Origin of the sequence: Muricoprocola aceti (assembly GCF_025567005.1) — a bacterium.
Taxonomy (GTDB): domain Bacteria; phylum Bacillota; class Clostridia; order Lachnospirales; family Lachnospiraceae; genus Marvinbryantia; species Marvinbryantia aceti.
This window is the reverse complement of sequence record NZ_JAOQKE010000004.1, coordinates 182,465-205,642: the sequence shown is the minus strand read 5'-3', so window position 1 is coordinate 205,642 and position 23,178 is coordinate 182,465. Positions and strand designations below refer to the sequence as shown.

General features: G+C 43.5%; 19 protein-coding genes. 16 read left to right on the top strand and 3 right to left on the bottom strand.

Annotated elements, in window-relative coordinates; genetic code table 11:
• The first annotated feature begins 105 nt into the window (after positions 1 to 105).
• The 6 genes from OCV47_RS06145 to OCV47_RS06120 all read left to right on the top strand — a co-directional run bounded on the left by OCV47_RS06145 (position 106) and on the right by OCV47_RS06120 (position 12,105).
• A complete protein-coding gene (locus OCV47_RS06145; protein ID WP_262654340.1) occupies positions 106 to 2,310 on the top strand; it encodes an ABC transporter ATP-binding protein in 2,205 nt (734 codons plus the stop codon).
• Positions 2,303 to 4,156 (top strand): ABC transporter ATP-binding protein, encoded by a 1,854-nt coding sequence (locus tag OCV47_RS06140; RefSeq protein WP_262654338.1) that lies wholly within the window; start codon positions 2,303 to 2,305, stop codon positions 4,154 to 4,156. The genes OCV47_RS06145 and OCV47_RS06140 overlap by 8 nt, the downstream gene beginning before the upstream one ends.
• Before the next feature lie 142 nt (positions 4,157 to 4,298).
• Positions 4,299 to 5,453, top strand: a complete 1,155-nt coding sequence (locus tag OCV47_RS06135; RefSeq protein WP_262654337.1) for an exonuclease SbcCD subunit D — start codon at positions 4,299 to 4,301, stop codon at positions 5,451 to 5,453.
• Entirely contained in the window at positions 5,450 to 8,638 is a 3,189-nt protein-coding gene (locus OCV47_RS06130) for an AAA family ATPase (RefSeq protein ID WP_262654335.1), read from the top strand. The genes OCV47_RS06135 and OCV47_RS06130 overlap by 4 nt, the downstream gene beginning before the upstream one ends.
• A 681-nt stretch (positions 8,639 to 9,319) precedes the next feature.
• Positions 9,320 to 10,057 carry a Type 1 glutamine amidotransferase-like domain-containing protein gene (locus OCV47_RS06125; RefSeq protein ID WP_256297055.1) on the top strand — a complete coding sequence of 246 codons (738 nt, stop codon included), beginning with the start codon at positions 9,320 to 9,322 and terminating at the stop codon, positions 10,055 to 10,057.
• A gap of 20 nt (positions 10,058 to 10,077) precedes the next feature.
• On the top strand, positions 10,078 to 12,105 hold the full coding sequence (locus OCV47_RS06120) for an HD domain-containing phosphohydrolase (RefSeq protein WP_262654333.1): 2,028 nt from the start codon (positions 10,078 to 10,080) through the stop codon (positions 12,103 to 12,105).
• A gap of 64 nt (positions 12,106 to 12,169) precedes the next feature.
• Here the strand turns inward: OCV47_RS06120 and OCV47_RS06115 are convergent, their stop codons facing one another.
• Together OCV47_RS06115 and OCV47_RS06110 are read right to left on the bottom strand one after the other, a co-directional pair.
• Positions 12,170 to 12,445 carry a type II toxin-antitoxin system HicB family antitoxin gene (locus tag OCV47_RS06115; protein WP_117447664.1) on the bottom strand — a complete coding sequence of 92 codons (276 nt, stop codon included), beginning with the start codon at positions 12,443 to 12,445 and terminating at the stop codon, positions 12,170 to 12,172.
• A 22-nt stretch (positions 12,446 to 12,467) separates the two neighbouring features.
• On the bottom strand, positions 12,468 to 13,439 hold the full coding sequence (locus tag OCV47_RS06110) for a carbohydrate kinase family protein (protein ID WP_262654331.1): 972 nt from the start codon (positions 13,437 to 13,439) through the stop codon (positions 12,468 to 12,470).
• Between the two features lie 145 nt (positions 13,440 to 13,584).
• Here OCV47_RS06110 and OCV47_RS06105 point away from each other — a divergent pair, with 145 nt between their 5' ends.
• The 4 genes from OCV47_RS06105 (at position 13,585) to OCV47_RS06090 (ending at position 18,464) form a co-directional block, all read left to right on the top strand.
• Positions 13,585 to 15,033, top strand: a complete 1,449-nt coding sequence (locus tag OCV47_RS06105) for a putative DNA modification/repair radical SAM protein (protein ID WP_256297050.1) — start codon at positions 13,585 to 13,587, stop codon at positions 15,031 to 15,033.
• Positions 15,034 to 15,060: 27 nt separating this feature from the next.
• Positions 15,061 to 15,825, top strand: coding sequence for a TIGR03915 family putative DNA repair protein (locus OCV47_RS06100; RefSeq protein ID WP_117447667.1), 765 nt, complete (start codon positions 15,061 to 15,063; stop codon positions 15,823 to 15,825).
• A 68-nt stretch (positions 15,826 to 15,893) separates the two neighbouring features.
• On the top strand, positions 15,894 to 17,816 hold the full coding sequence (locus tag OCV47_RS06095) for a BMP family ABC transporter substrate-binding protein (protein WP_117447668.1): 1,923 nt from the start codon (positions 15,894 to 15,896) through the stop codon (positions 17,814 to 17,816).
• Positions 17,817 to 17,837: 21 nt separating this feature from the next.
• Complete coding sequence (locus OCV47_RS06090) at positions 17,838 to 18,464, top strand: metallophosphoesterase family protein (RefSeq protein WP_256297046.1); 627 nt, start codon at positions 17,838 to 17,840, stop codon at positions 18,462 to 18,464.
• A 50-nt stretch (positions 18,465 to 18,514) separates the two neighbouring features.
• Here the strand turns inward: OCV47_RS06090 and OCV47_RS06085 are convergent, their stop codons facing one another.
• Positions 18,515 to 19,372 (bottom strand): class I SAM-dependent methyltransferase, encoded by an 858-nt coding sequence (locus OCV47_RS06085; RefSeq protein WP_117447838.1) that lies wholly within the window; start codon positions 19,370 to 19,372, stop codon positions 18,515 to 18,517.
• Positions 19,373 to 19,836: 464 nt separating this feature from the next.
• On the opposite strand from OCV47_RS06085, the gene rpsJ reads away from it, so the two are divergent.
• The 6 genes from rpsJ (at position 19,837) to rpsS (ending at position 23,150) form a co-directional block, all read left to right on the top strand.
• On the top strand, positions 19,837 to 20,154 hold the full coding sequence (gene rpsJ, locus OCV47_RS06080) for a 30S ribosomal protein S10 (RefSeq protein ID WP_117447671.1): 318 nt from the start codon (positions 19,837 to 19,839) through the stop codon (positions 20,152 to 20,154).
• A gap of 145 nt (positions 20,155 to 20,299) precedes the next feature.
• The gene (gene rplC / locus OCV47_RS06075; RefSeq protein ID WP_117447672.1) at positions 20,300 to 20,935 is read left to right on the top strand and encodes a 50S ribosomal protein L3; all 636 of its coding nucleotides are present in this window, start codon (positions 20,300 to 20,302) and stop codon (positions 20,933 to 20,935) included.
• Between the two features lie 27 nt (positions 20,936 to 20,962).
• On the top strand, positions 20,963 to 21,583 hold the full coding sequence (gene rplD / locus OCV47_RS06070) for a 50S ribosomal protein L4 (protein WP_117447673.1): 621 nt from the start codon (positions 20,963 to 20,965) through the stop codon (positions 21,581 to 21,583).
• The gene (gene rplW / locus OCV47_RS06065; protein ID WP_117447674.1) at positions 21,583 to 21,882 is read left to right on the top strand and encodes a 50S ribosomal protein L23; all 300 of its coding nucleotides are present in this window, start codon (positions 21,583 to 21,585) and stop codon (positions 21,880 to 21,882) included. Before rplD ends, rplW begins: the two co-directional genes overlap by 1 nt.
• Positions 21,883 to 21,989: 107 nt before the next feature.
• Positions 21,990 to 22,835, top strand: coding sequence for a 50S ribosomal protein L2 (rplB, locus tag OCV47_RS06060; RefSeq protein ID WP_256297041.1), 846 nt, complete (start codon positions 21,990 to 21,992; stop codon positions 22,833 to 22,835).
• 39 nt (positions 22,836 to 22,874) lie between these two features.
• Positions 22,875 to 23,150, top strand: coding sequence for a 30S ribosomal protein S19 (gene rpsS, locus OCV47_RS06055; RefSeq protein WP_117447675.1), 276 nt, complete (start codon positions 22,875 to 22,877; stop codon positions 23,148 to 23,150).
• Positions 23,151 to 23,178 lie beyond the last annotated feature (28 nt).

The following is a 23,178-nucleotide window of genomic DNA, read 5'->3' as shown; positions in this document are numbered from 1 at the left end:
CGTTTATTTGTTTGACAGGACAAATAAACGGTGTTATTATTTAACGAATGTAATTATATAACAGTGTTAGATAATTATATAAAATAAAACAGAAAGGAAAAAAGGATGAGTAAAATATTTAAAAATATGATACCTTACTGGAAGTCTGTCATCATCATTCTTGCGTTACTGTTTTTACAGGCATGGTGTGATCTGTCTCTGCCTTCCTACACTTCAGATATTATTGATGTGGGGATTCAGAACAGTGGCGTGGAGCATGTCATTCCCATGAAGATGACCAGGGAGGATTATGAGGCAGCCAAGATGTTTATGACAGAAGAAGAACAGGATACCTGGGAGAGCATCTATGAACAGGATGGAGACTGCTATGACCGGGCAGATCTGACGGAAGATGAACTGGATCAGCTGGATGAAGAATTGCTGCTTCCATTGTTGATGAATTATCAGGTAATTCAGATGAAAGAACAGGGAACTATGGATGAAGCAGATCCTCAGCAGATGGAGCAGATGAAAGCCATGATGGCAAATGGGATGGATGAACAGACCCTGCTGGTACTGCGTCAGAAGGTGGAGAATACTGTAGATACCATGGGAAGTTCGCTGGTCAAATCCATGGGAATTGCCTATGCAGTTTCCTGTGACAAGCAGGCAGGGATAGATATCCATCAGATTCAGCAGAATTATCTGATCAAAGCTGGACTGAAGATGGCAGGTATGGCGCTTCTGATGGGCGTTGCAACTGTACTGGTAGGTTTCTTTGCCTCCAGAGTAGCTGCAGGTATCGGTATGAACCTGAGGGAAAAGGTATTTCGGCAGGTGGTCAGCTTTTCCAACGCAGAGATGGATCGGTTCTCTACGGCATCACTGATTACCAGGAGTACGAACGATATTCAGCAGATCCAGATGGTATCTGTCTTACTGCTTCGTATGATTGCGTATGCACCGATCTTAGGAATTGGCGGTGTCCTGAAGGTAATGCAGACAGGGGCAGGGATGGAATGGATCATTATTCTGGCGATTCTGGTTATTCTTGGCTATGTGATGGCGTTGATGTGTGTAGCTATGCCGAAGTTCAAGCTGATGCAGAAGCTGGTAGATAATCTGAATCTGGTATCCAGAGAGATCCTGACCGGATTGCCGGTAATTCGGGCGTTTGTCCGCGAGAAAAAAGAAGAAGAACGTTTTGATGAAGCAAATAAGCAGCTGACCAAAACGAATCTGTTTACCAACCGTGTGATGACCTTTATGATGCCGGGAATGATGATGATTATGAACGTGCTTACGGTGGGAATTGTATGGGTTGGAGCTCATAAGATTGATGGCGGTACCATGCAGGTGGGGGCTATGACAGCCTTTATTACGTATGCGATGATGATCGTTATGTCTTTCCTGATGCTGACGATGATGTCGATTATGCTTCCGCGTGCTGCAGTGGCTGCTGAACGAATCGATGAGGTGGTTCGTACTCAGTCCTCTATTCAGGACGCAGCAGAGCCAGAGCATCTGGATGAGCATTCTGGCCGTGTATGTTTTCAGCATGTGAACTTCCGGTATCCAGGTGCGGAAGAGGATGTGCTTCATGATATTAATTTTGTGGCAGAACCGGGACAGACTACGGCGATTATTGGCAGTACCGGATGTGGTAAGTCTACACTGGTGAACCTGATTCCACGTCTCTATGATGTGACTGGCGGTGAGATTATGGTGGATGGAAAAGATATTCGAAAGATCGCCATGCACGAGTTACGGGAAGAGATTGGCTTTGTGCCACAAAAAGGGGTACTTTTCTCAGGAACTGTTGCGTCGAATCTGCGTTTTGGGAAGGCAGAAGCAACGGAAGAAGAGATCCATCAGGCGGCAGAGATTGCACAGGCAGCAGATTTTATTGAAGAAAAAGAAGAAGCCTATGACAGTCCGATAGCCCAGGGCGGAAGTAATGTCTCTGGAGGGCAGAAGCAGAGACTGGCGATTGCCAGAGCGATTGCCAGGGATCCACAGATTTTCATTTTTGATGACAGCTTTTCTGCACTGGATCTGAAGACGGATGCAGCACTGCGTAAAGCACTGGCAGAAAAAGTACAGAACCGCACGACCATTATTGTAGCACAGCGTATCAGTACGATTCTTCATGCAGAGCAGATACTGGTGCTGGATGATGGAAAGATTGTGGGAAAAGGTACCCACGAAGAACTGCTGAAGAACTGTGAGGTGTATCAGCAGATTGCGAAATCACAGCTTTCTGCCAGAGAACTTGGACTTAGTGAGGAAGATGACAGCAAAAAAGAAGGCGAGGTGAAGTCACATGAATAACACTCAGAATCAGACAAACCGACAGAGACCGCACAGAGGGATGATGGGTGGACGTGGCATGCACCCGGGAGAAAAACCAAAGGATCTGAAGGGATCACTGGGCAAGCTGATGGGTTATATTGGAAAATATAAGTTACCGATTGTGCTGGTTATGATATTTGCTGCCTGCTCCACTATTTTTAATGTGGCAGGTCCGAAGATACTGGGAAAGGCAACGACAGCTCTGACGGAAGGGCTGATGAGTAAGATTCAGGGGCAGGGTGGTATAGATTTTACCAGGATTGGAAAGATTTTACTTTTTGTACTGGCTTTGTATCTGGGAAGTGCTGTCTTCAGTTTTATCCAGGGATGGATCATGACAGCAGTGACGCAGAAGGTCTGCTATCGTATGCGAAAGGAAATCTCAGAGAAGATCAATCGTATGCCGATGAAGTACTTTGAAAGCCGTACTTATGGCGAGGTATTGTCACGTATTACCAATGATGTGGATACTATGGGACAGGGACTGAACCAGAGTATTACCACAATCATCACGGCAACGGCTACCCTGATCGGGGTATTGATTATGATGCTGAGCATTTCTCCACTTATGACTCTGATCGCACTGGTGATTTTGCCGATCTCCATGGGACTGATCCAGTTCGTAACACACAGGTCTCAGAAATACTTTATTGCACAGCAGGATTATCTGGGTCAGATCAATGGTCAGGTGGAGGAAGTCTACGGCGGCCACCTGGTTATCAAAGCGTTTAACAAAGAAGCAGAAACACTGGAAGAATTCGAGAAAACCAATCGGATTTTATATGATTCCGCATGGAAATCACAGTTCCTTTCCGGTATGATGCACCCGATCATGACCTTTGTGGGAAATCTGGGCTATGCCTGTGTGGCTCTTATCGGGGGCCTTCTTGCTATCCGAAATGTCATCACAATTGGTGATATTCAGGCATTCATCCAGTATGTGAAGAACTTTACCCAGCCGATTCAGCAGATCGCACAGGTCATCAACCAGGTACAGTCTATGTCCGCAGCAGCGGAGAGAGTATTTGAATTCCTGGAGGAAGAGGAAGAAGATCAGGCCTGTGAGCATCCGGCCAGCCTGGAGAATGTAACTGGAGAAGTGACCTTTGATCATGTACAGTTTGGTTATGTACCAAATCAGATCATTATCCATGATTTCAGCTGCCATGTAGAACCAGGACAGAAGATTGCCATCGTAGGTCCGACTGGTGCGGGAAAAACCACTATGGTGAAGCTGCTGATGCGTTTCTATGACGTGAACAGTGGAAAGATCCGTCTGGGACAGGATGACATTCGAAGCTTTAACCGCCGGGAGCTCCGGGATGCTTTTGGAATGGTGCTTCAGGATACCTGGCTGTTTAAGGGCACTATTATGGAAAATATCCGTTATGGACGGCTGGACGCAACAGATGAAGAAGTCATTGCAGCAGCAAAAGCAGCAAGGGCCCATCACTTTATACAGACATTGCCAGGTGGATATCAGATGGAATTAAATGAAGATGCCAGCAATGTATCACAGGGACAGAAACAGCTGTTGACGATTGCCAGAGCAATTCTGGCTGACAATAAGATCCTGATTCTGGACGAAGCAACATCTTCGGTAGATACCAGAACGGAGATTGAGATCCAGAAAGCCATGGATAATCTGATGAAGGGAAGAACCAGTTTCGTGATTGCACACCGGTTATCCACGATTCGGGATGCAGATCTGATTCTGGTGATGAAAGATGGAGATATTGTAGAGCAGGGAAATCACGAAGAGCTGTTGCGTGCAGGTGGCTTCTATGCCAGCCTGTATAATGCTCAATTCGTGACAACAGAATGAACTCAGAGTGTACATTTTATTGTATGAAGGAAAAAGATACCGCAGACAGCCGGTATCTTTTTCTATATCAGGGAGTTGAAAGAAATGGTATTTAAAGTTAAACTGAAAAGAAGAATGAATATAGGAAAGGAAACCTGTGACTATGAAATTTTTTCATCTGTCAGATTTACATATTGGCATTAAGTTGTATAACAGAGATCTTCTGGAAGATCAGAAAATTGTTTTGCGGCAAATCGTGGAGCAGGCTGGAAAAGAGTGCCCGGATGCGATTGTGATTGCCGGTGATATTTATGATAAAGCGATTCCCTCTGTGGAGGCAGTGGGAGTATTTGACCAGTTTGTAAGAAACTTAAGAAGAACAGTGCCGAATGCGGTGATTATGATGATCAGCGGAAATCATGACAGTGCACCGAGAGTAAACCTATACCGGAATATTCTGGAAGAACAGAAGATCTATATGGTCGGAATGCCGCCACAGAGACCGGAAGAACAGATAGAGAAGGTGACATTGCAGGACGCATGGGGGAATGTGAACTTTTATCTGCTGCCATTTGTAAAGCCATCTATGGTGAAAGCGGTGGTTGGAACAGAAGAAAATGGAAATCTTTTGTCCTATCAGGAAAGTCTGAGGCGTATGATGGAGCGGGAACAGATCCGGGAAGAGGAGCGAAATGTCTGTGTCAGTCATCAGTTTTACCTCCCGGTGGGAACAGGAGCAGAACAGGTACAGCGAATGGATTCGGAGATTTGTACTGTGGGAAATATCGATCAGGTGAGCGCAGAGATATTGAAACAGTTTGACTACAGTGCGCTGGGACATATTCACAAACCTATGAAAGTGGGTGGGGATCGAATCCGGTACTGTGGAACGCCAATGCAGTATTCTGTCAGTGAGGCAGGACAGAAGAAGGCAATTCTGATGGTGGAATTAAAAGAAAAAGGGACATACAGTGTAACACCGATTCCACTTAATGCGCCACATGAGGTACGAATCATAAAAGGAGAATTAAATGAGATCCTGAAACAGGAATGTGAGGATTATGTATCCGTGCTTCTGACGGATCGGATGGATCTGGATATTTGTGATATGCAGGATCGTCTGTATACAGCATTTCCAAATCTCCTGGAGATTCGAAGAGAACGGTGGGACAGACTGGATTATGAAATGGCTGACAGCCAGGTGGAAATGGATATGGATCCATATCTGCTGTGCTGTTCATTTCTGAAGGATCTGAATGAAGAAGAAAAGGCGTTGTTAAAAAAGGTAATCGGAGAAGTACAGGAGGAACAGGAATGAGACCAAGAAAACTGACGATGCAGGCGTTTGGCTCTTATGGAAAAAAAACGGAGATCGATTTCTCCGGGCTGCGTCAGAATCTGTTTTTGATCACCGGGGATACAGGAGCTGGAAAAACGACAGTGTTTGATGCGATTGTATTTGCGCTGTACGGAGAAGCAAGCTCTGGAAGTAATAAAAAGGACGGGGCAGAGCTACAGAGTCAATATGGAAGTGAAAGCCTGGAACCGTATGTGGAGCTTGAATTTGAAAAAACGAGAGGATCGGAAAAAGAAATCTACATTGTGAGAAGAAGTCCGAGACATACACGTCCGAAAAAAAGAGGAAATGGCAGTCTGGAGGTATCAGGAAGTGTGGCACTGTATATGCCGGATGGAACGGAGTATCCACAAAAAGAAGCAGATCGGAAACTGGAAGAACTGGTGGGACTGACAAAGGGACAGTTTATGCAGGTGGCCATGATTGCCCAGGGTGAGTTTATGGAATTGCTGCGGGCAAAATCTGATGACAAAAAAATGATTTTCCGAAAACTGTTTCAGACAGAGTTCTACCAGAAGCTAACTGAGAATCTGGCAGGAAAAAGAAAAGAAAAACAGAGTGAAATCGGAAAAATTCGTACCATCTGTCAGACAGAGGCAGCCCACATTCTGTTGCCGAAGGAGTATGAACACACAGATGAGCTGGAACAGATCCGTAGAAGAATTCTCTCATCAGACCGTTTGTCGGTAACGGACCTGGAGCTTCTGCTGAAAGAACTGGAGAAGTTGTGCGAGGTATCTGACAGGCAGCAGGAGGAACTGGAAAAACGCTGCATGGAACTGTCACGGAAGCGGGATGAGGACAGAGAAGCAGTGATTCATGGAAAGAATCAGATGCGGTATTTTCAGCAGAAAGAGCAGGCGGAAAAAGTGCTGAAAGAATACCAGGAGACGGAAGAGGAGCGGCAGGCAGTAAAAAGAAAAATTGGACAGATTCGTCAGGCTGGAGAAATCCGGGAAAAATATCAGCAATGGCAGGAATCAGTACAACGGAGGAAACAGGCGGAACAGGGACTGCAGGAGCAAAGAGAGATACTTCCACGTCTGAGAAAAGAAAGCCTGATGGCCCAGAAGGAAGAGCAAAAGGCGGAAGAAGCTTACCAGCTGGCTTTGGAACAGAATACCAGAGTGGAACAGGAAGTGGAAAAGGTACGGAAGACGTTGGAGAGACGCCGACAGGCAGAGACGGAAGCAGAGAAAACGAAGAAGAAGTTACAACAGCTGGTAAAAAGCGAAAAAGAGTCTCTGGAAAGTTTGGAGCAACTGGAAAAACAGTATAAGGACTGGAAGGGTGAAGAGGAGTCGCTGCATGATACAGAGACGCAGATGGCATTGTGGAATGTGCAGACAGAAGAGGCTAAAGCACTGGAAAGTGAACTGAAAAAAACAGAATCTCTGGAAGAAGAGTGGAAAAAAACGCAGAAAGAGGCAGAAAAAAACAGGAAGAATTACGAGAAAAGCAGAAAGGAATGGAGGGTTTGCAGTGGAGAATACCTGGAGCAGCAGACAGCATTTCTGGATGCACAGGCAGGACTTCTGGCGCGGGAACAGCTGAAGCCTGGGAAACCATGCCCGGTATGTGGATCACTGTCGCATCCGGCACCATGTATGGATCAGGAGGATGGCGAGATACTGACCAGAGACGAACTGAAGAAGCTTCAGGAAGAGATGCATAAGCTTCAGAAAAAGCAGGAAGAGAATGCCAGCAGGGCAGAAGTGCAGAGAACTCTGGCAGAAGAAAAAGAACAGGTATTGATACAGGAACGTGAGAAACTTTGGACACGAATGCGAAAAAGTATTGCAGAAATGCCGGAAGAATTAGACTGGGAACAGGCTGGGAAGTATCTTGCTGCCTGGGCGGAAGAACTGAGAATGAAAGGAAGCGGTCTGGAGGCCCAAAAGACCAGATGGAATACACTGAGATGTCAGATGGAGAAAAACAGAGAGCAAAAACAGGAGAGAGAGAATCAACTGACTCAGATAAAGGATCAGCAGGCACAGACAAAAGCCATATTAGAAGGATGTTTTGCCAGGATGGCAGAGTTGAGACTGGATGGAACCTATCAGACAGAAGTGGAAGCAGAGAATGAGCAAAAACTTTCAGCAGCCAGGAGAAAGAAAAAAGAATCTTGTTTTCAGGAGGCGAGAAAACAGGCGCAGGAAAGCAACGGCAGGCAGAAGCAGGCACAGATTCTGATTGAGCAGTTTGAACAGGACCTGCCGAAAAGGCAGGAAGAAGAACAGGAAAAAGAAAAGAAATATGAGAGTCTGCTGGATAGACGGCAGATGACAGAAGAAACATGGGTGCAGATTGCAAAGCAATATTCGCAGACAGATGCAGAAGAAATGCAAATGCGACTAGAGCGCGACCTGGAAGCAATTGCAGCCGCAAAGCAGTTAAAGAAAACGGCGGAAAAAGAAATCGGACAGAATGTTATTCCAGACCTGGAAGAATTGGAGAAGCAGAAAGCCAGATCAGAGGAACTGCTAAATAAACTGAGAGAACAGCTGACAGAGTGCAGTACCAGATACCAGACGAACCGGAAAGCATTGGAGCGATTGAAAGTTAATCAGGAAACACGAAAGAAAATCGTGGAGGATTATAGCAGGGCAGAACATCTGTATCAGCTATTGTCCGGAAATATATCAGGTGCCCGGATGGACATTGAGACATTTGTGCAACGGTATTATCTGGAACATATTTTGATAGCGGCTAATCGACGGTTTGGAGAAATGTCAGGAGGACAGTATGAACTGCGAATGTATCAGCTGGATAAGGCTGGTACAGGGAAAAATCACGGGTTGGATCTGATGGTATATTCCACAGTAACCGGGAAGGAGCGGGAAGTAAGAACTTTGTCAGGAGGGGAATCCTTTATGGCAGCCCTTTCTCTGGCACTGGGGATGGCGGATCAGATACAGCAGAGCTGTGCTGCTATTCAACTGGATATGATGTTTATTGATGAGGGATTTGGCTCTCTGGACGAACATTCCAGAAATCAGGCAGTAAAGGTTTTAAAGAGAATGGCTGGTGGTTCTAGGATGATCGGCATAATTTCTCATGTGACAGAGCTGAAGCAGGAGATGGAAGAACAACTGGTGATAACCAAAGGACGGGATGGAAGTCATGCAGTCTGGAACAGGTAGTTGACACTAATAATAACAATAAAAACAAAAAATAGACAGAATAGTCTGAATATTTTAAAAAATAAAACAAAGTAGTTGACAAAAAGAAGAATGCATGATAATATACAGATAACAAAACAAGAGAGATAAGAAGAAAATAAATAGAAAAATAAAAAAGAAAGAGGTGTTACCGTTGGGACGTTGATAATATTCGATTGATAATCTCTTAGGAGTTCACATAGATGACACTATTAAAAAGAAGATGATCAGAATGAAAGAAAGAGCTCCATAGTAAAAGATAAAGCGAGGTACAGTCCAATGGCATAAGAACATTCCAAAGGAAAAAATAAAAGAAAGAGGTACACTCCAATGAGATGAGAATGTTTATCCCATAGAAAATAAAGAAAGAGGTACGATCCATTGGAATAGAAAATGCAGAACATATAGCAGAATAAAAGCAGGAGGTACGGTCCAAAGAAAACATAACGTAGTACTCCATAATCTGAGAAAGTGAAGGTGTAGACAATGAAGTTGCTGGAATTTCATTAAAAGCCCGGTCGAGAGAAAAAGAATCGATCGGGCTAATTTTATGTCCGAAAATAGCTTTTTCTGGTGGCATAGAAAGGAAATAAGAGGTATAATAAAAACAGTACCTTGATCATTTTTTGCTTGAAATTTTATTATAAAAGAGAGGCATGTAGAATGGCATTATATCTGACAAGCAGCCCGACAGGAGCCTATCGGGGAGAAAAAAGTACATTTGAAGGGCTGGACCCTTCCAATGGATTGTTAGAGGAACTGTATAAGGACTGGAAGAAGAATTCTAGATGTCTTCTGATCTGTGCAGATCCGAAGGCATATGAACAGAATGATCAAATGGGAGAATTCCTGGAGGATAGGCTGCTGAAGTCAGATTTGGATATCTGTTCTTTTACGGTATGTGATTACCGTAATGTGGAATCTGTGATGCATAATCTGTCAGAATACGATTTTATCATTCTTGGGGGTGGGCATGTACCTACCCAGAATCAGTTTTTTGAATTTATTCATTTAAGACATCTGCTTCATCAGTTTAAGGGTTCACTGATGGGAATCAGTGCAGGAAGTATGAACTGTGCAGAAGAAGTATATGCGCAACCGGAATTGGAAGGGGAGACAACCGATCCGCATTACCGCAGATTTATGGAAGGCCTGGGACTTACCAATATTCGTGTGATACCTCATTATCAGGCGATTCGGGATGATTATCTGGATGGAAAGAGAGTCATAGAAGATATTGCCTGTGTAGACAGCGTGGGAAGAAGATTTTATGTGCTGACAGATGGAAGTTATATTTTAAAAAGAGATGGGGAAGAGGTATTACACGGAGAAGGTTATCTGATTGAGAATGGAAGAATCCGGAAAATCTGTGAAAAAGATCAGGTGAAAAAGCTCCGGTAAGGGGAAAGCAGGTAAAAACTATGGTAGAGTATCAGGCGTTGTTTTGCGCAGTTATTCTGTTGGACTGTTGGATAGCAGTTCGATGTTTTCAAATGAAAAATGCTAACGGGAAACATCTGGGAAAGATTATGAGTCTGGGAGTTGGGATCAGTTTCTGTTATCTGTTGGCGATCAGTTCTCAGAGTTATTTCTGGAACTCTTTTTTTAGCAGTGGATTGTTTATAGGGATAGATTACGTACTGATTCTGCTGTTCTATTTTGTGATCCGTTTTACAAAATTACCGAGGAGAATGCAAAAGTGGAAGACAGTGAGAATGGCTTTATGGTTATATGCAGCAGCAGATACAGTGATTCTGTGTATCAATCCATTTTATGAGATCGCACTTTCCTATGAAACAATTAACAGGGATACTTATGTGGTGTATCATTATCTGCCGGGAATACTGTATCGTTGTCATTTGATCTATTGTTATATTTTACTTGCGTTGACAATTGGAACGCTGTTGTGGAAGTGCGCACATACCCCACAGATGTATTGTTCCAAGTATATGCGCATTATCAATAGCCTTCTGGTGACGATTGGATTGAATATGTTGTTCCTTTTTGGCGGAAGCAGGTTTGAATTTGATGTGTCCATTTGTTTTTACAGTCTCTGTGGCGCTATGGTATACATAAATGTATTTCATTATCAGGAAAGAGAAACATTGATTCAGACCAGAGAGATGTTGATGGAACATTGCGGTATGAAGATTGCTTTTTTTGATTATGAAGGGTATCTGCTTGACTGCAATCAGGAGATACAGCAGATGTTCCCGGAGCTGAATAAGAATCTTGAGGATCCGGTTCGGCTGGAGGATTTTTTAAAGCAGAGGAAAATGCCGTCATTTCAGGGAAAAAATCAAATCTATGAATGGAAAGATAAGAACGGAAAAGAGGAACGGAATTATTGCTGCGAAATCTCCGGCCTGAAGGAGCGCCATAATGCAGTGGTCGGAAGTACCCTGATTATGCGTGATACGACCTATATGAAGGACATGATTACCGGTCTGGAGCTTTCTGGTGGTATGCTGAAGTACCTGTCTGAGTTGGATCGGGAAAGAGTATATCCAATGCAACTGCTTGCTGTGAATGTCAATGGACTGAATGTGATCAATCATGCGTTGGGAAGAGAAAAAGGCAATGAAGTCATGATTCGTACCGTAGAGAAAATGCGCGAGATTTTGCCAGAAGGTACGTATATGGCAAAGATGGAGAATGGATCCTTTCTGGCAGTACTTTTGCAGACAACGTATGAAAGAGCAAGAGAACTGGCGCAAAAGCTAAAAGAAGAGCCGTTAAGTGTGCCAACTATGAATCTGACTTTTGAACTGGAATATGGTCTTGCTGAGATTGGAGAAAAAGACGAGAATATATTTGACGGAATTCAGGAAACAATGGAGAGTCTGAAAAACAGAAAACTGCTCAGTGACAGTTCTCAGACAAGTTCGGTGATTCATTCTCTGTCACAGACACTGCTGGAAAGCGATTATGAGACAGAAGAGCATGTACTGAGAACACGGGATGCAGCAATGGAACTGGGGGGATGTATGGGACTGTCCGATAAGGATATTGGCAGACTGGCTCTTTTAAGTATTCTTCATGATATAGGGAAAATCGCCATTCCGCAGAACATTCTGTTGAAGCCAGGCAGGCTGGATGCAGAAGAATGGGAGATTATGAAGACTCATACCAGTAAAGGATATCGGATTGCAAAAGCAAGTCCGGAACTGGAAGCCATTGCAGAACTGATTCTGCATCACCATGAGAAGTGGGATGGTACCGGATATCCTTCTGGCTTAAAGGGAGAAGAGATCCCATTATTATCCAGGATCATTACGGTAGTAGACAGCTATGATGTGATGGTTCATGACAGACCTTATCATAGGGCGATCAGTGAAGCAGAAGCCAGGGAAGAATTGATGCAATGCGCAGGAACACAGTTTGATCCACAGATCGTGGAGGTCTATCTGGAATTGCTGAAAAAGAAAGATACTGCAGATGCTACTTAAAGAATATGCAGAAATAGAAAAGGGAACAGACTACAGCCGTCAGGTTGTAGTCTGTCCCTTTTTGTCATTCATCATATCCATCGAATAAGCGGATATTTGCGGCAATATTGCGGATGATTTCGCCTTCCTTCAGTTCCAGGTCGGCAGGATCGGAAACAGGTGGAAGATGTCCGTCTTCTTCCAGTTCGACGGAAAGCCAGTTGCAGGCTGCTTCATTGGCATTTTCGATGGCTTCATCCAGAGTCTCACCAGTGGAGAGACAGTCTTCCAGATCTGGAAAATAACCATGGAATACACCATCTGCATCTTTGGAAAAGATGGCTGGATAAATAAATTTCATAGAATAGAATTCCTCCTAATATTTATGAACGGGAAGCGATAAAGGCAAGAACTTCTTCTTTTTCAGGCATAACCTTTAAGGCACCTTTTTTGGTGGTAATCAGTGATGCGGCAGCATTGGCAAAGGTAAGAAGTTCCTTCAGATTTTCTTCCGTCAGATGATCCAGTCCATGCTCCAGCACATAATTCAGAGAACTTGCACAGAATGTATCGCCTGCACCGGTAGTCTCGATGGTGTTGTCCTGTAAAAAAGGAGCCACTTCTACACGCATATCTTTGTAATAAGCACGGCTGCCATCCGGTCCCAAAGTAATGAGAATCAGAGGGATGTTGTATTTCTCCTTTAACAGTTTTGCACCAAGATCGTAATCTGTGGTACCAAAAAGGAATTCCACTTCATTGTCGGAAATCTTCAGAATATCGCATTTCCCAAGGCCATATTCGATCTCTTTTTTAGCGTCATCCAGTGAAGACCAGAGTGGTGGTCGTAAGTTTGGATCAAAACTGATCAGATCTCCGGCTTCTTTTGCCACATCGATAGCATATCTGGTGGCTTCTTTTACTCCTTTATGCGTAGAGGAAAGGGTGCCGAAATGGAAAATCCTGGAAGAACGAATCAGGTCTTCATCTACATCCTCTTTTGTCAGCATCATATCTGCTCCTGGGTTCCGGTAAAAAGAAAAATCACGGTCTCCGTCCGGATAGGTATGGACAAAAGCCAGTGTAGTATGAACTTCTTTATCGACCAGAAGAGCACGGGTATCAACGCCTACGGAAGAGACCGCTTCTGTCAGCTGACGACCGAACATATCATCTCCGACCTTCCCGATAAATGCAGTCTGTTTACCTAGCTTCTGCAGCATTGCAAGTACATTACATGGTGCACCGCCGGGATTGACCTCCAGAATAGGATTGCCCTGAGCACTTGTGCCATTTTCGGTAAAATCGATTAATAACTCACCAAGTGCAGTTACGTCTATAGTTTTTTCTGCCATGATATAACCTCCCGATTTCATTTCTATGTTACCCAGTATAGCATATTTATATCAGAATTTCAGCACAAAAACATCTTTTTCTTGCAACCGGAAAAGAAACATGATATCTTAAATACAGAACACATGTTCGAAAGAAGGGGAGAAGATGAAGATAGATAAAGAATTAAATTTACAGGAAAAACTTCATATTCTTGCAGATGCAGCCAAATTTGATGTGGCGTGTACATCCAGTGGTGCAAAAAGAAACGGAAAAAAAGGGTACCTGGGGAATGCCTGTGCGGATGGAATCTGTCATAGTTTTGCTGCAGATGGAAGATGTATCTCTTTGCTAAAGGTATTGCAGACGAATCATTGCATTTACGACTGTAAGTATTGTCTCAGCAGAGTATCGAATGATGTGCCACGTACCTCTTTTACACCGGAAGAACTCTGTGAGCTGACTATGGAATTTTATAAGAGAAATTATATTGAGGGACTGTTCCTGAGTTCGGCAGTGGACCGCAGTCCGGCATATACTATGGAGCAGATGTGTCGTACGGTCAGAATTCTGCGTACAAAGTATCGGTTTCGGGGGTATGTACATATGAAAGCGGTACCTGGAGCGCCGGAGGAATTGCTGGCAGAAGCAGGTTACCTGGCAGATCGCATGAGTATTAATCTGGAACTTCCTACAGAAGAGGGAATGCGGAAGCTGGCACCGAATAAGAATCACAGAGCGATTCTGAAGCCAATGAGTATGGTAGCCAGAACGATAGCGGTCAGTCGGCTTGCACTTGGAAAAAGCGGACAGATGGAACGCAGTATGGGAAATCGCTATCTGGAACACAGTATTTTCTCAGAAAAAGAGAGAGGGCGAATTACCAGAACTACGGGCGAGGAAAACGTAGAAGAGTTGAAGCGCATACTATTACTGCCTTCTGAACAGAGAAAGGGACTGGAGATGCGTTCTTTTGCGGCAGCAGGACAGAGTACGCAGATGATCATCGGTGCTGCCGGGGAAACTGATTATCAGCTGGTGAAGACTACCCAGTACCTGTACCAGAAGTATGATTTGAAAAGAGTTTTTTACTCGGCTTATATTCCACTGAATGAGGATTCTGCATTGCCACAGCCGGGGACTGAGGTACCATTGTTACGGGAGCATCGTCTGTACCAGGCCGACTGGCTGATGCGTTACTATGGCTTCCAGGCAGAGGAACTGCTCAGTGAGCAGCATCCAGGCTTTCATGAACAGCTAGATCCCAAGTGTGACTGGGCGTTGCGCCATATGGAGTTTTTCCCGGTAGAGGTGAACAGAGCTCCTTATGATATGCTGCTGAGAATTCCGGGGATCGGACCTAAGTCAGCACTCAGAATTATGCAGGCAAGAAGGAGTGGAACAATTGAATTTGAACATCTGAAAAGAATGGGCGTAGTGCTGAAGCGGGCTCATTTCTTTATCACCTGTAAAGGAAAGATGATGTATGCTATTCCATTGGAAGAAACCTATATTATGAGACAATTAACAGATATGAATCGGAAGGATAACTGGCAGATTCAACATCAGCAGGATTATCAACAGATGTCCTTGTTTGATGATTTTCATCTTGCATAACAGGTACATAAAAAGAAAGGAGAGAATATGACAGTTTTTACATGCAGTGATGAATGGGAGGCTATGATGACCTGTATATACAGAGCTTGGGAGAGTGGGCTTGGGCATCGGAATATCCGACTGGAACTGGAACCGGTGCTGCAGCAGGAATTATTTTGTAATTATGTTCATATAGATGGAGAACCGGAAAAAGCAGCGAAAGTTACAGCATCTATCCGAAAGAAGATATCCTGGCAGGCATGGCAATGGGTATTTTATGCAGCACACAGTAAAGACAGAAAGAAACTGGACAGTATATACCGCTTCCTGATTTATGGATTTCATTTTGGAAAGCGGGTAACAGATATGATGACGGATCCGGTTGTGATGAGTCTGTTTGAATTATCCAGGAAGGTAGGAAATGAAGCGCATTATTTCAAAGAGATTGCGCGGTTTACCTGCCATAGGAATCAGGTCTATGTATGCCATATAGAGCCGGAGAATGATATTTTGCTGATGCTGGAAGAACAGTTTACCAATCGTATGCCATCAGAATATTGGGTGATCATCGATGATGGTCGGAAAAAAGCACTGATTCACCCAAAGAATGAGAACGCTTATTATACGGAATTATCAGACGGGGAGTGGCAGCTCCTGAGAGAGACGGAAAAAGTGAGGGACTTGTATACCGATCTCTGGAAAGAGTTTTTTACTACAGTGGGGATCAGAGAAAGGGAGAATCCAAAATGCCAGCGAACGATGCTGCCTCTGCGTTATCGAAAGCATATGACAGAATTTATGACGGACAGTTGAAAAAGGGCGAAAGACAGGATATAATTTTTTTGTATCACAAATTGACCTGGCAAAGGGGGAGTACAAGCATGGGAAAAGAAGGAATGGAGCTTTATCTGAAAGCAGTAAAATCTGGAAAAAGGGCAATGATGGCGCAGTATGCGAAAAAGGGGAACCCGCATCTGAAAGTATTGGATGAGATACCGGAAGCTGCTAATTCAGTGATGGAATATCCACTTGGACTGGTACAGATTCCTGCAGAACGAATTGTAGGAACTAAGACTGCCGGAAGAGCGCAGGCATTTGCGTGCAACTTTATGCCAGTCTTGGATGATCATACAGAATTTGCAATGAAGTGGTCAACGCTCTGTGAGTCGCATCTGAAAGAGGGAATTCATGATGCGATCAAGGCTTACGAATATATGAATGAATTCTATGTCTTGGAAGGAAACAAGAGAGTCAGTGTACTGAAGTTCTTTGATGCCGTGTCTATTGCGGGAACAGTTACCAGAATCGTACCTTATCGTACAGAAGAGAAGAAGAACAAGATTTATTATGAATTTATGGATTTTTATGAACTGTCTTCTATCAATTATATTTATTTTTCAGAGGAAGGGCGTTTTGCAAAGTTGCAGAGCCTGATTGGAAAAAAGCCAGATGAGAAGTGGACGGATGAAGACAGGATGAACTTTAGTTCCATCTATTCCTGTTTTGAGAGTGTGTTCCGTACCCTGGTGAAAGAGAACGAAGAACGGACAGTCGGAGACGCTCTGTTGACCTTTATAGAGATCTATGGATATGATGAAGTGAGAAAGATGACCGCATCTGAGATGCAGATGAGGATTGCGAGAAGTGCCAAAGTTTTCGAAACACAGGGGAATGAAGAAAGCCTGGACATCCGGATGAATCCGGAAGTGGTGAAAAAGCCGTTACTGCAGCGCCTGATCCCAACCAGTGCACCGGTTCAGAATATCGCATTCGTTCACGAAGTAGATCCGCATAAGTCGGGATGGACTTATATTCATGATCTGGGAAGGATGCATCTGGAACAGGCATTCCCGGATCAGGTTAAAGTGAGTGTCTATATCGCAGAACAGTATCCAAGTCTGGAGGATAGTGTGCGCCAGGCTGTAAAGGATGGAAATTCCATTATTTTTACAACATCACCGGTTCTTTATAATGCAAGTCTGAAGGTGGCACTGGATTATAAAGATGTGAAGATATTAAATTGTTCTCTCATGTCTGATAAGGGTGTCATTCGGAATTATAATGCGCGCATTTATGAAGCCAAGTTCATTCTTGGAGCGATAGCCGGAGCGATGACCACGAACGATAAACTGGGGTATCTTGCTGATTATCCGATCTATGGAACGGTATCTAATATTAATGCATTTGCGCTGGGTGCACAGATGATTAACCCACGGGCAAAAGTATACGTAGAATGGGAGTCAGAAAAAGACATTGATTATGTAGAGCGTTTTCAGGAACATGGGGTATCTTATGTATGTGGAAGGAACATAATCATTCCAAATAAGAATATGGGATCCAGGCATTTTGGGCTATTTGAACTAGGGGACGAAACTCATCATAATATCGCCATGCCGATTCTGCACTGGGGTAAATTCTATGAACAGATGATTCAGAATATTATGGAAGGCGATTGGAAAAATGCAGAAAGCAGTGGGCAGAAATCGCTGAATTACTGGTGGGGAATGTCTGCGGGAATCGTGGATGTGATTTGTTCCAACAGCCTGCCAGCTGGTACAGAACGGCTGATTGCCTTGTTGCGTAAGACGATTTGCGCAGGAGAATTTAATCCATTTTCCGGAGTGCTATATTCGCAGAACGGAGTAGTACAGGAAGATAAAGAAGAAACACTGACTCCGGAGAAAATTATTACAATGGACTGGTTGTGTGAGAACGTTATCGGTAGAATTCCAAAGATGTCAGAACTGACAGAACACGCGATACCGGTTGTTATGGAACAGGGAATCAGCGGTGAGATAGAATAGAGGTACTGGAAAGGCAACAAGATGAAGATACTTGCTATTGCGGATGAAGAATCCAGGTATTTATGGGATTTCTATGAAAAAGAAAAGCTGGAAGGAATAGATCTGATTCTTTCAGCAGGGGATCTGTCACCGGATTATTTGTCTTTTCTGGTTACAATGTCATCAGCGCCGGTTCTGTATGTACATGGCAATCATGATGATAAATATAAGTATAAGCCACCGGAAGGATGTATTTGCATCGAGGATGATATATATGTCTATCAGGGTGTACGTATTATGGGGCTTGGCGGTTCTATGCGGTATCATGCAGGAGAGCATCAGTATACGGATGCACAGATGAACAAGCGTGTACGAAAAATGAGATGGAAGTTGTTTCGACACAGAGGGTTTGATATTTTACTCACGCATGCACCGGCATATGAAATTAACGATGGCAGAGATTTGCCACATCAGGGGTTTCGCATATTTGTGAAACTGATGGAAAAGTATAGCCCCAAATTTTTTATTCATGGGCATGTACATATGAGTTATGGAAGACAGCATAAGAGATATGATAAGTATCATGAGACAAATATTATCAACGCCTATGAAAGATGCATATTTGAATATGAGGCAGATGAAAATACATTGAGAGAAAATTTGAGGTGAATAAAAGGGGACTGAACTAATGAGAAATATAAGTTCAGTCCCTTTGGCTTTTATGCCTCCCAACGCCCGGAAGCACCACATGGCAGTACCAGTCCATTGGAAGATACCGGAAGACCAATCTCCTGGGAATCTACATGACCGTGAAATGGTTTTAATTCAGTAGCCAGCATATAAGTCAGAACCGCAGGTGCCAGACCTGTTGTATAGGAATTGATCAGGAAAAAGAGCGGCTGATCACTTAGTAACTGAGCACAGAGTTTTACCAGCGGATGGATGGCATCCTCAATCTTCCAGATCTCACCTTTTGGACCACGGCCGTATGATGGGGGATCCATAATAATGGCATCGTAATGATTGCCCCGGCGGATTTCGCGTTCTACAAACTTTACACAGTCATCAACGATCCAACGGATTGGTGCGTTTTCCAGGCCGGAGGAACGGGCATTTTCTTTTGCCCAGGTGACCATACCCTTGGAAGCATCTACATGGGTTACTGAAGCACCTGCAGCGGCAGCGGCGAGAGTAGCGCCACCGGTGTATGCAAACAGGTTCAGAACCTTAACAGGGCGCCCTGCTTCTGTGATTTTACGGGAAAACCAGTCCCAGTTGGCAGCCTGCTCCGGGAAAAGACCGGTATGCTTAAAACTAAAAGGTTTCAAATTAAAAGTGAGGGAATGATAATGAATCGTCCACTGCTCAGGGAGATTAAAAAATTCCCATTCGCCGCCGCCTTTTTTACTGCGGTGATAATGCCCGTTCATGTGCTTCCATTCAGGAAGAACCTTTGGGGTATCCCAGATGACCTGAGGATCAGGACGAACCAGGATGTACCTGCCCCAGCGTTCCAGTTTTTCTCCTTTGGACGTATCTAATACTTCGTAATCTTTCCAATGATCAGCAATCCACATAAATATTCCTTTCATAATAGCATCATATTTGGTATTGTAATTTGTGTTTCTTCCTATATAATAAGGTAAGAATATAGACGTTTTGTGCATCTGCTGTATTCATTATATGGGATGGGGACTGTGGAATGCAATACCCATTTCGATATTGAAAAATAGTGTATAAGAAAAAATACAAAAAAAATCAAAAAACCCTTGCAAAATAAGAAAATATCATTTATAATTCAATCGTTGTGACCTTGATAGCGTTGAAGCGTGAGGTTGCTGTAGAAATTCTACAGGTTTTCCGTGGAGCGAATGTCAAGTTAGAAAACTGGCGACAAGTCACTGTACAAATTAACTGTCCGGCTATGACCGGAAACAACGTGTGGAGAAACGGAGCATGCTCTGAGATACACACGGGAGCGTGTACAGTCACCGCTTGTCGTACTTAGCAATAAAAGTGCGAAAAGGAGGCGACTTTTTTTATGGCAAGTCAAGTAATGAGAATCACATTAAAGGCATATGATCATCAGCTGGTTGATGCATCTGCTAAGAAAATCATCGAAACTGTAAAAAAGAATGGAGCTCAGGTAAGTGGACCGGTACCTCTTCCTACTAAGAAGGAAGTTGTTACAATTCTTCGTGCCGTTCACAAATACAAAGATTCCAGAGAACAGTTCGAACAGAGAACTCATAAAAGACTGATCGATATCATTGCACCAACACAGAAGACAGTTGATGCACTGTCCAGACTGGAAATGCCAGCAGGTGTAAATATCGATATCAAGATGAAGAACAAATAAGTTCTTGAGTTGAGAGTTAATTATCCTACGGGTTGATATAGAAGCAACAGTGGCGAAAGCCAAAGTTCCACTTATATTGACTGTTTGACTAGGATGATTGCACAACACAGTGTAATCCGCTGTAGAAAAACAGGAGGTAAAAAGGATGAAGAAAGCGATTTTAGCAACAAAAGTCGGAATGACACAGATCTTCAACGAAGATGGAGTATTAACTCCGGTAACCGTTCTTCAGGCTGGCCCTTGTGTAGTGACACAGATCAAGACAGTTGAGAATGATGGTTACAGCGCAGTACAGGTTGGTTTTGCTGACAAGAGAGAAAATCTGGTTAACAAACCAATGAAAGGTCAGTTTGACAAAGCAGGAGTTTCTTGCAAGAGATTTGTCAGAGAGTTCAAATTTGAAAATGCTGAGGAATTTACAGTAGCACAGGAAATCAAAGCTGATATTTTTGCAGCTGGCGACAAGATCGATGCTACAGCAATTTCCAAAGGTAAAGGATTCCAGGGTGCGATTAAGAGATTCGGTCAACACAGAGGTCCTATGGCTCATGGTTCTAAGTTCCATCGTCATCAGGGTTCTAACGGTGCTTGTTCTGACCCAAGTAAGGTATTCAAAGGAAAAGGAATGCCAGGACATATGGGAAGCAAACGTGTAACAATCCAGAACCTGGAAGTAGTAAGAGTTGACGCAGAGAACAATCTGATTCTGGTTAAGGGAGCAGTTCCTGGACCAAAGAAATCTCTGGTTACTATCAAAGAAACAGTAAAATCTGGCAAATAGGCCTTGTAGGAAAGGAGGAACACACAGATGGCAAACGTATCTGTTTACAATATGGAAGGCAAAGAAGTTGGCACAATGGAGCTTAACGATGCTGTGTTTGGTGTAGAAGTAAACGAACATCTGGTACACATGGCAGTGCTTCAGCAGCTGGCAAACAATCGTCAGGGAACACAGAAAGCAAAAACACGTTCTGAAGTTTCCGGAGGCGGAAGAAAACCTTGGAGACAGAAAGGAACCGGTCATGCAAGACAGGGTTCAACAAGAGCTCCACAGTGGACAGGCGGCGGAGTTGTATTCGCACCAGTTCCAAGGGACTATTCTTTCAAGATGAACAAGAAAGAAAAGAGAGCAGCTCTTAAGTCTGTATTAACTGCAAAAGTTCAGGAAAACAAGGTGGTAATTCTTGATGAACTGAAATTTGATGAGATTAAGACAAAAGCTATGGTAAATGTACTGAACAATGTAAAAGCTGAAAAGGCAATCGTTGTTCTGAAAGAGAATGATGAAAAGGTAGTGCTTTCTGCAAGAAACATTGCTGATGTTCAGACATCTCTGGTAAATACCATCAATGTATACGACATTCTGAAACATAACACACTGGTTATGACAAAAGAAGCCGTACAGGCAATCGAGGAGGTGTACGCATAATGGCAGCAATTCAGTATTATGATGTAATCCTTAAACCAATCGTAACTGAAAAGAGTATGAATGCTATGGCAGAAAAGAAATACACTTTCCAGGTACACACTGAGGCAACCAAATCTCAGATCAAAGAAGCTGTAGAAAAGATGTTCGAAGGAACAAAAGTAAAACGCGTTAACACAATGAACCTGGATGGAAAAACCAGACGTCGTGGAATGACCGTTGGAAAAACAGCTAAGACAAAGAAAGCAATCGTAACTCTGACAGAAGACAGCAAAGATATTGAGATCTTCCAGGGATTATAAGATTGGCAGATGAGCTCCGTCAGTTCTGATTCAGAATATGGGCGGACGATATATAAGGTATATGCATCGCAGGATGCATGCGAAATATATTGAAAGGAGAAACAAAAATGGGAATTAAAACCTATAAACCATATACACCGTCAAGAAGAAACATGACGGGATCTGATTTCTCTGAAATTACAAAGACTACTCCGGAAAAGAGCCTTGTTGTATCTCTTAAGAAAAACTCCGGACGTAACAATCAGGGAAAAATTACTGTAAGACACCGCGGAGGCGGAAGCAGAAGAAAATACAGAATCATCGATTTCAAGAGAAATAAAAAAGATGGTATCCCAGCAGTAGTAACTGGTATCGAATACGATCCAAACAGAACAGCTAACATTGCTCTGATTACTTATGCTGATGGAGAAAAAGCTTACATCCTTGCACCACAGGGACTGAAAGATGGAATGAAGGTTATGAGCGGTGAGGAAGCCGAAGTAAGAATCGGTAACTGCCTGCCATTATCCAAGATCCCGGTTGGTACAATGGTTCACAATATTGAACTTTATCCTGGAAAAGGTGGTCAGCTTGTTCGTGCAGCTGGTAACGGCGCACAGCTGATGGCTAAAGAAGGAAAATATGCAACACTTCGTCTCCCTTCAGGAGAAATGAGAATGGTTCCGATCATCTGCCGCGCAACAGTCGGTGTTGTAGGAAATGGTGATCACAACCTGATTAATATTGGTAAAGCTGGTAGAAAACGTCACATGGGTATCAGACCTACCGTTCGCGGATCTGTTATGAACCCGAATGACCATCCACACGGTGGTGGTGAAGGTAAGACCGGTATCGGTCGTCCAGGTCCATGTACACCTTGGGGCAAACCTGCACTGGGTCTTAAGACCAGAAGCAAGAAGAAAGCTTCTAACAAGCTCATCGTAAGAAGACGCGATGGTAAAGCAATCAACTAATAACAATATTAATCGAGAAATATAAGGAGGTTAGAACCTATGGCTCGCTCACTTAAAAAAGGACCGTTTGCGGACGCAAGCTTACTGAAAAAAGTTGACGAAATGAACGCAGCAGGATCTAAACAGGTTATCAAGACCTGGTCCCGCCGTTCTACAATTTTCCCACAGATGGTTGGACATACAATTGCAGTTCATGATGGAAGAAGACATGTGCCTGTATATGTAACAGAAGATATGGTTGGACATAAACTTGGAGAGTTCGTTGCAACCAGAACATACAGAGGACATGGTAAAGACGAGAAGAAATCTCGTTAAGGATAATATTTGAAAGGAGGCTTCATCC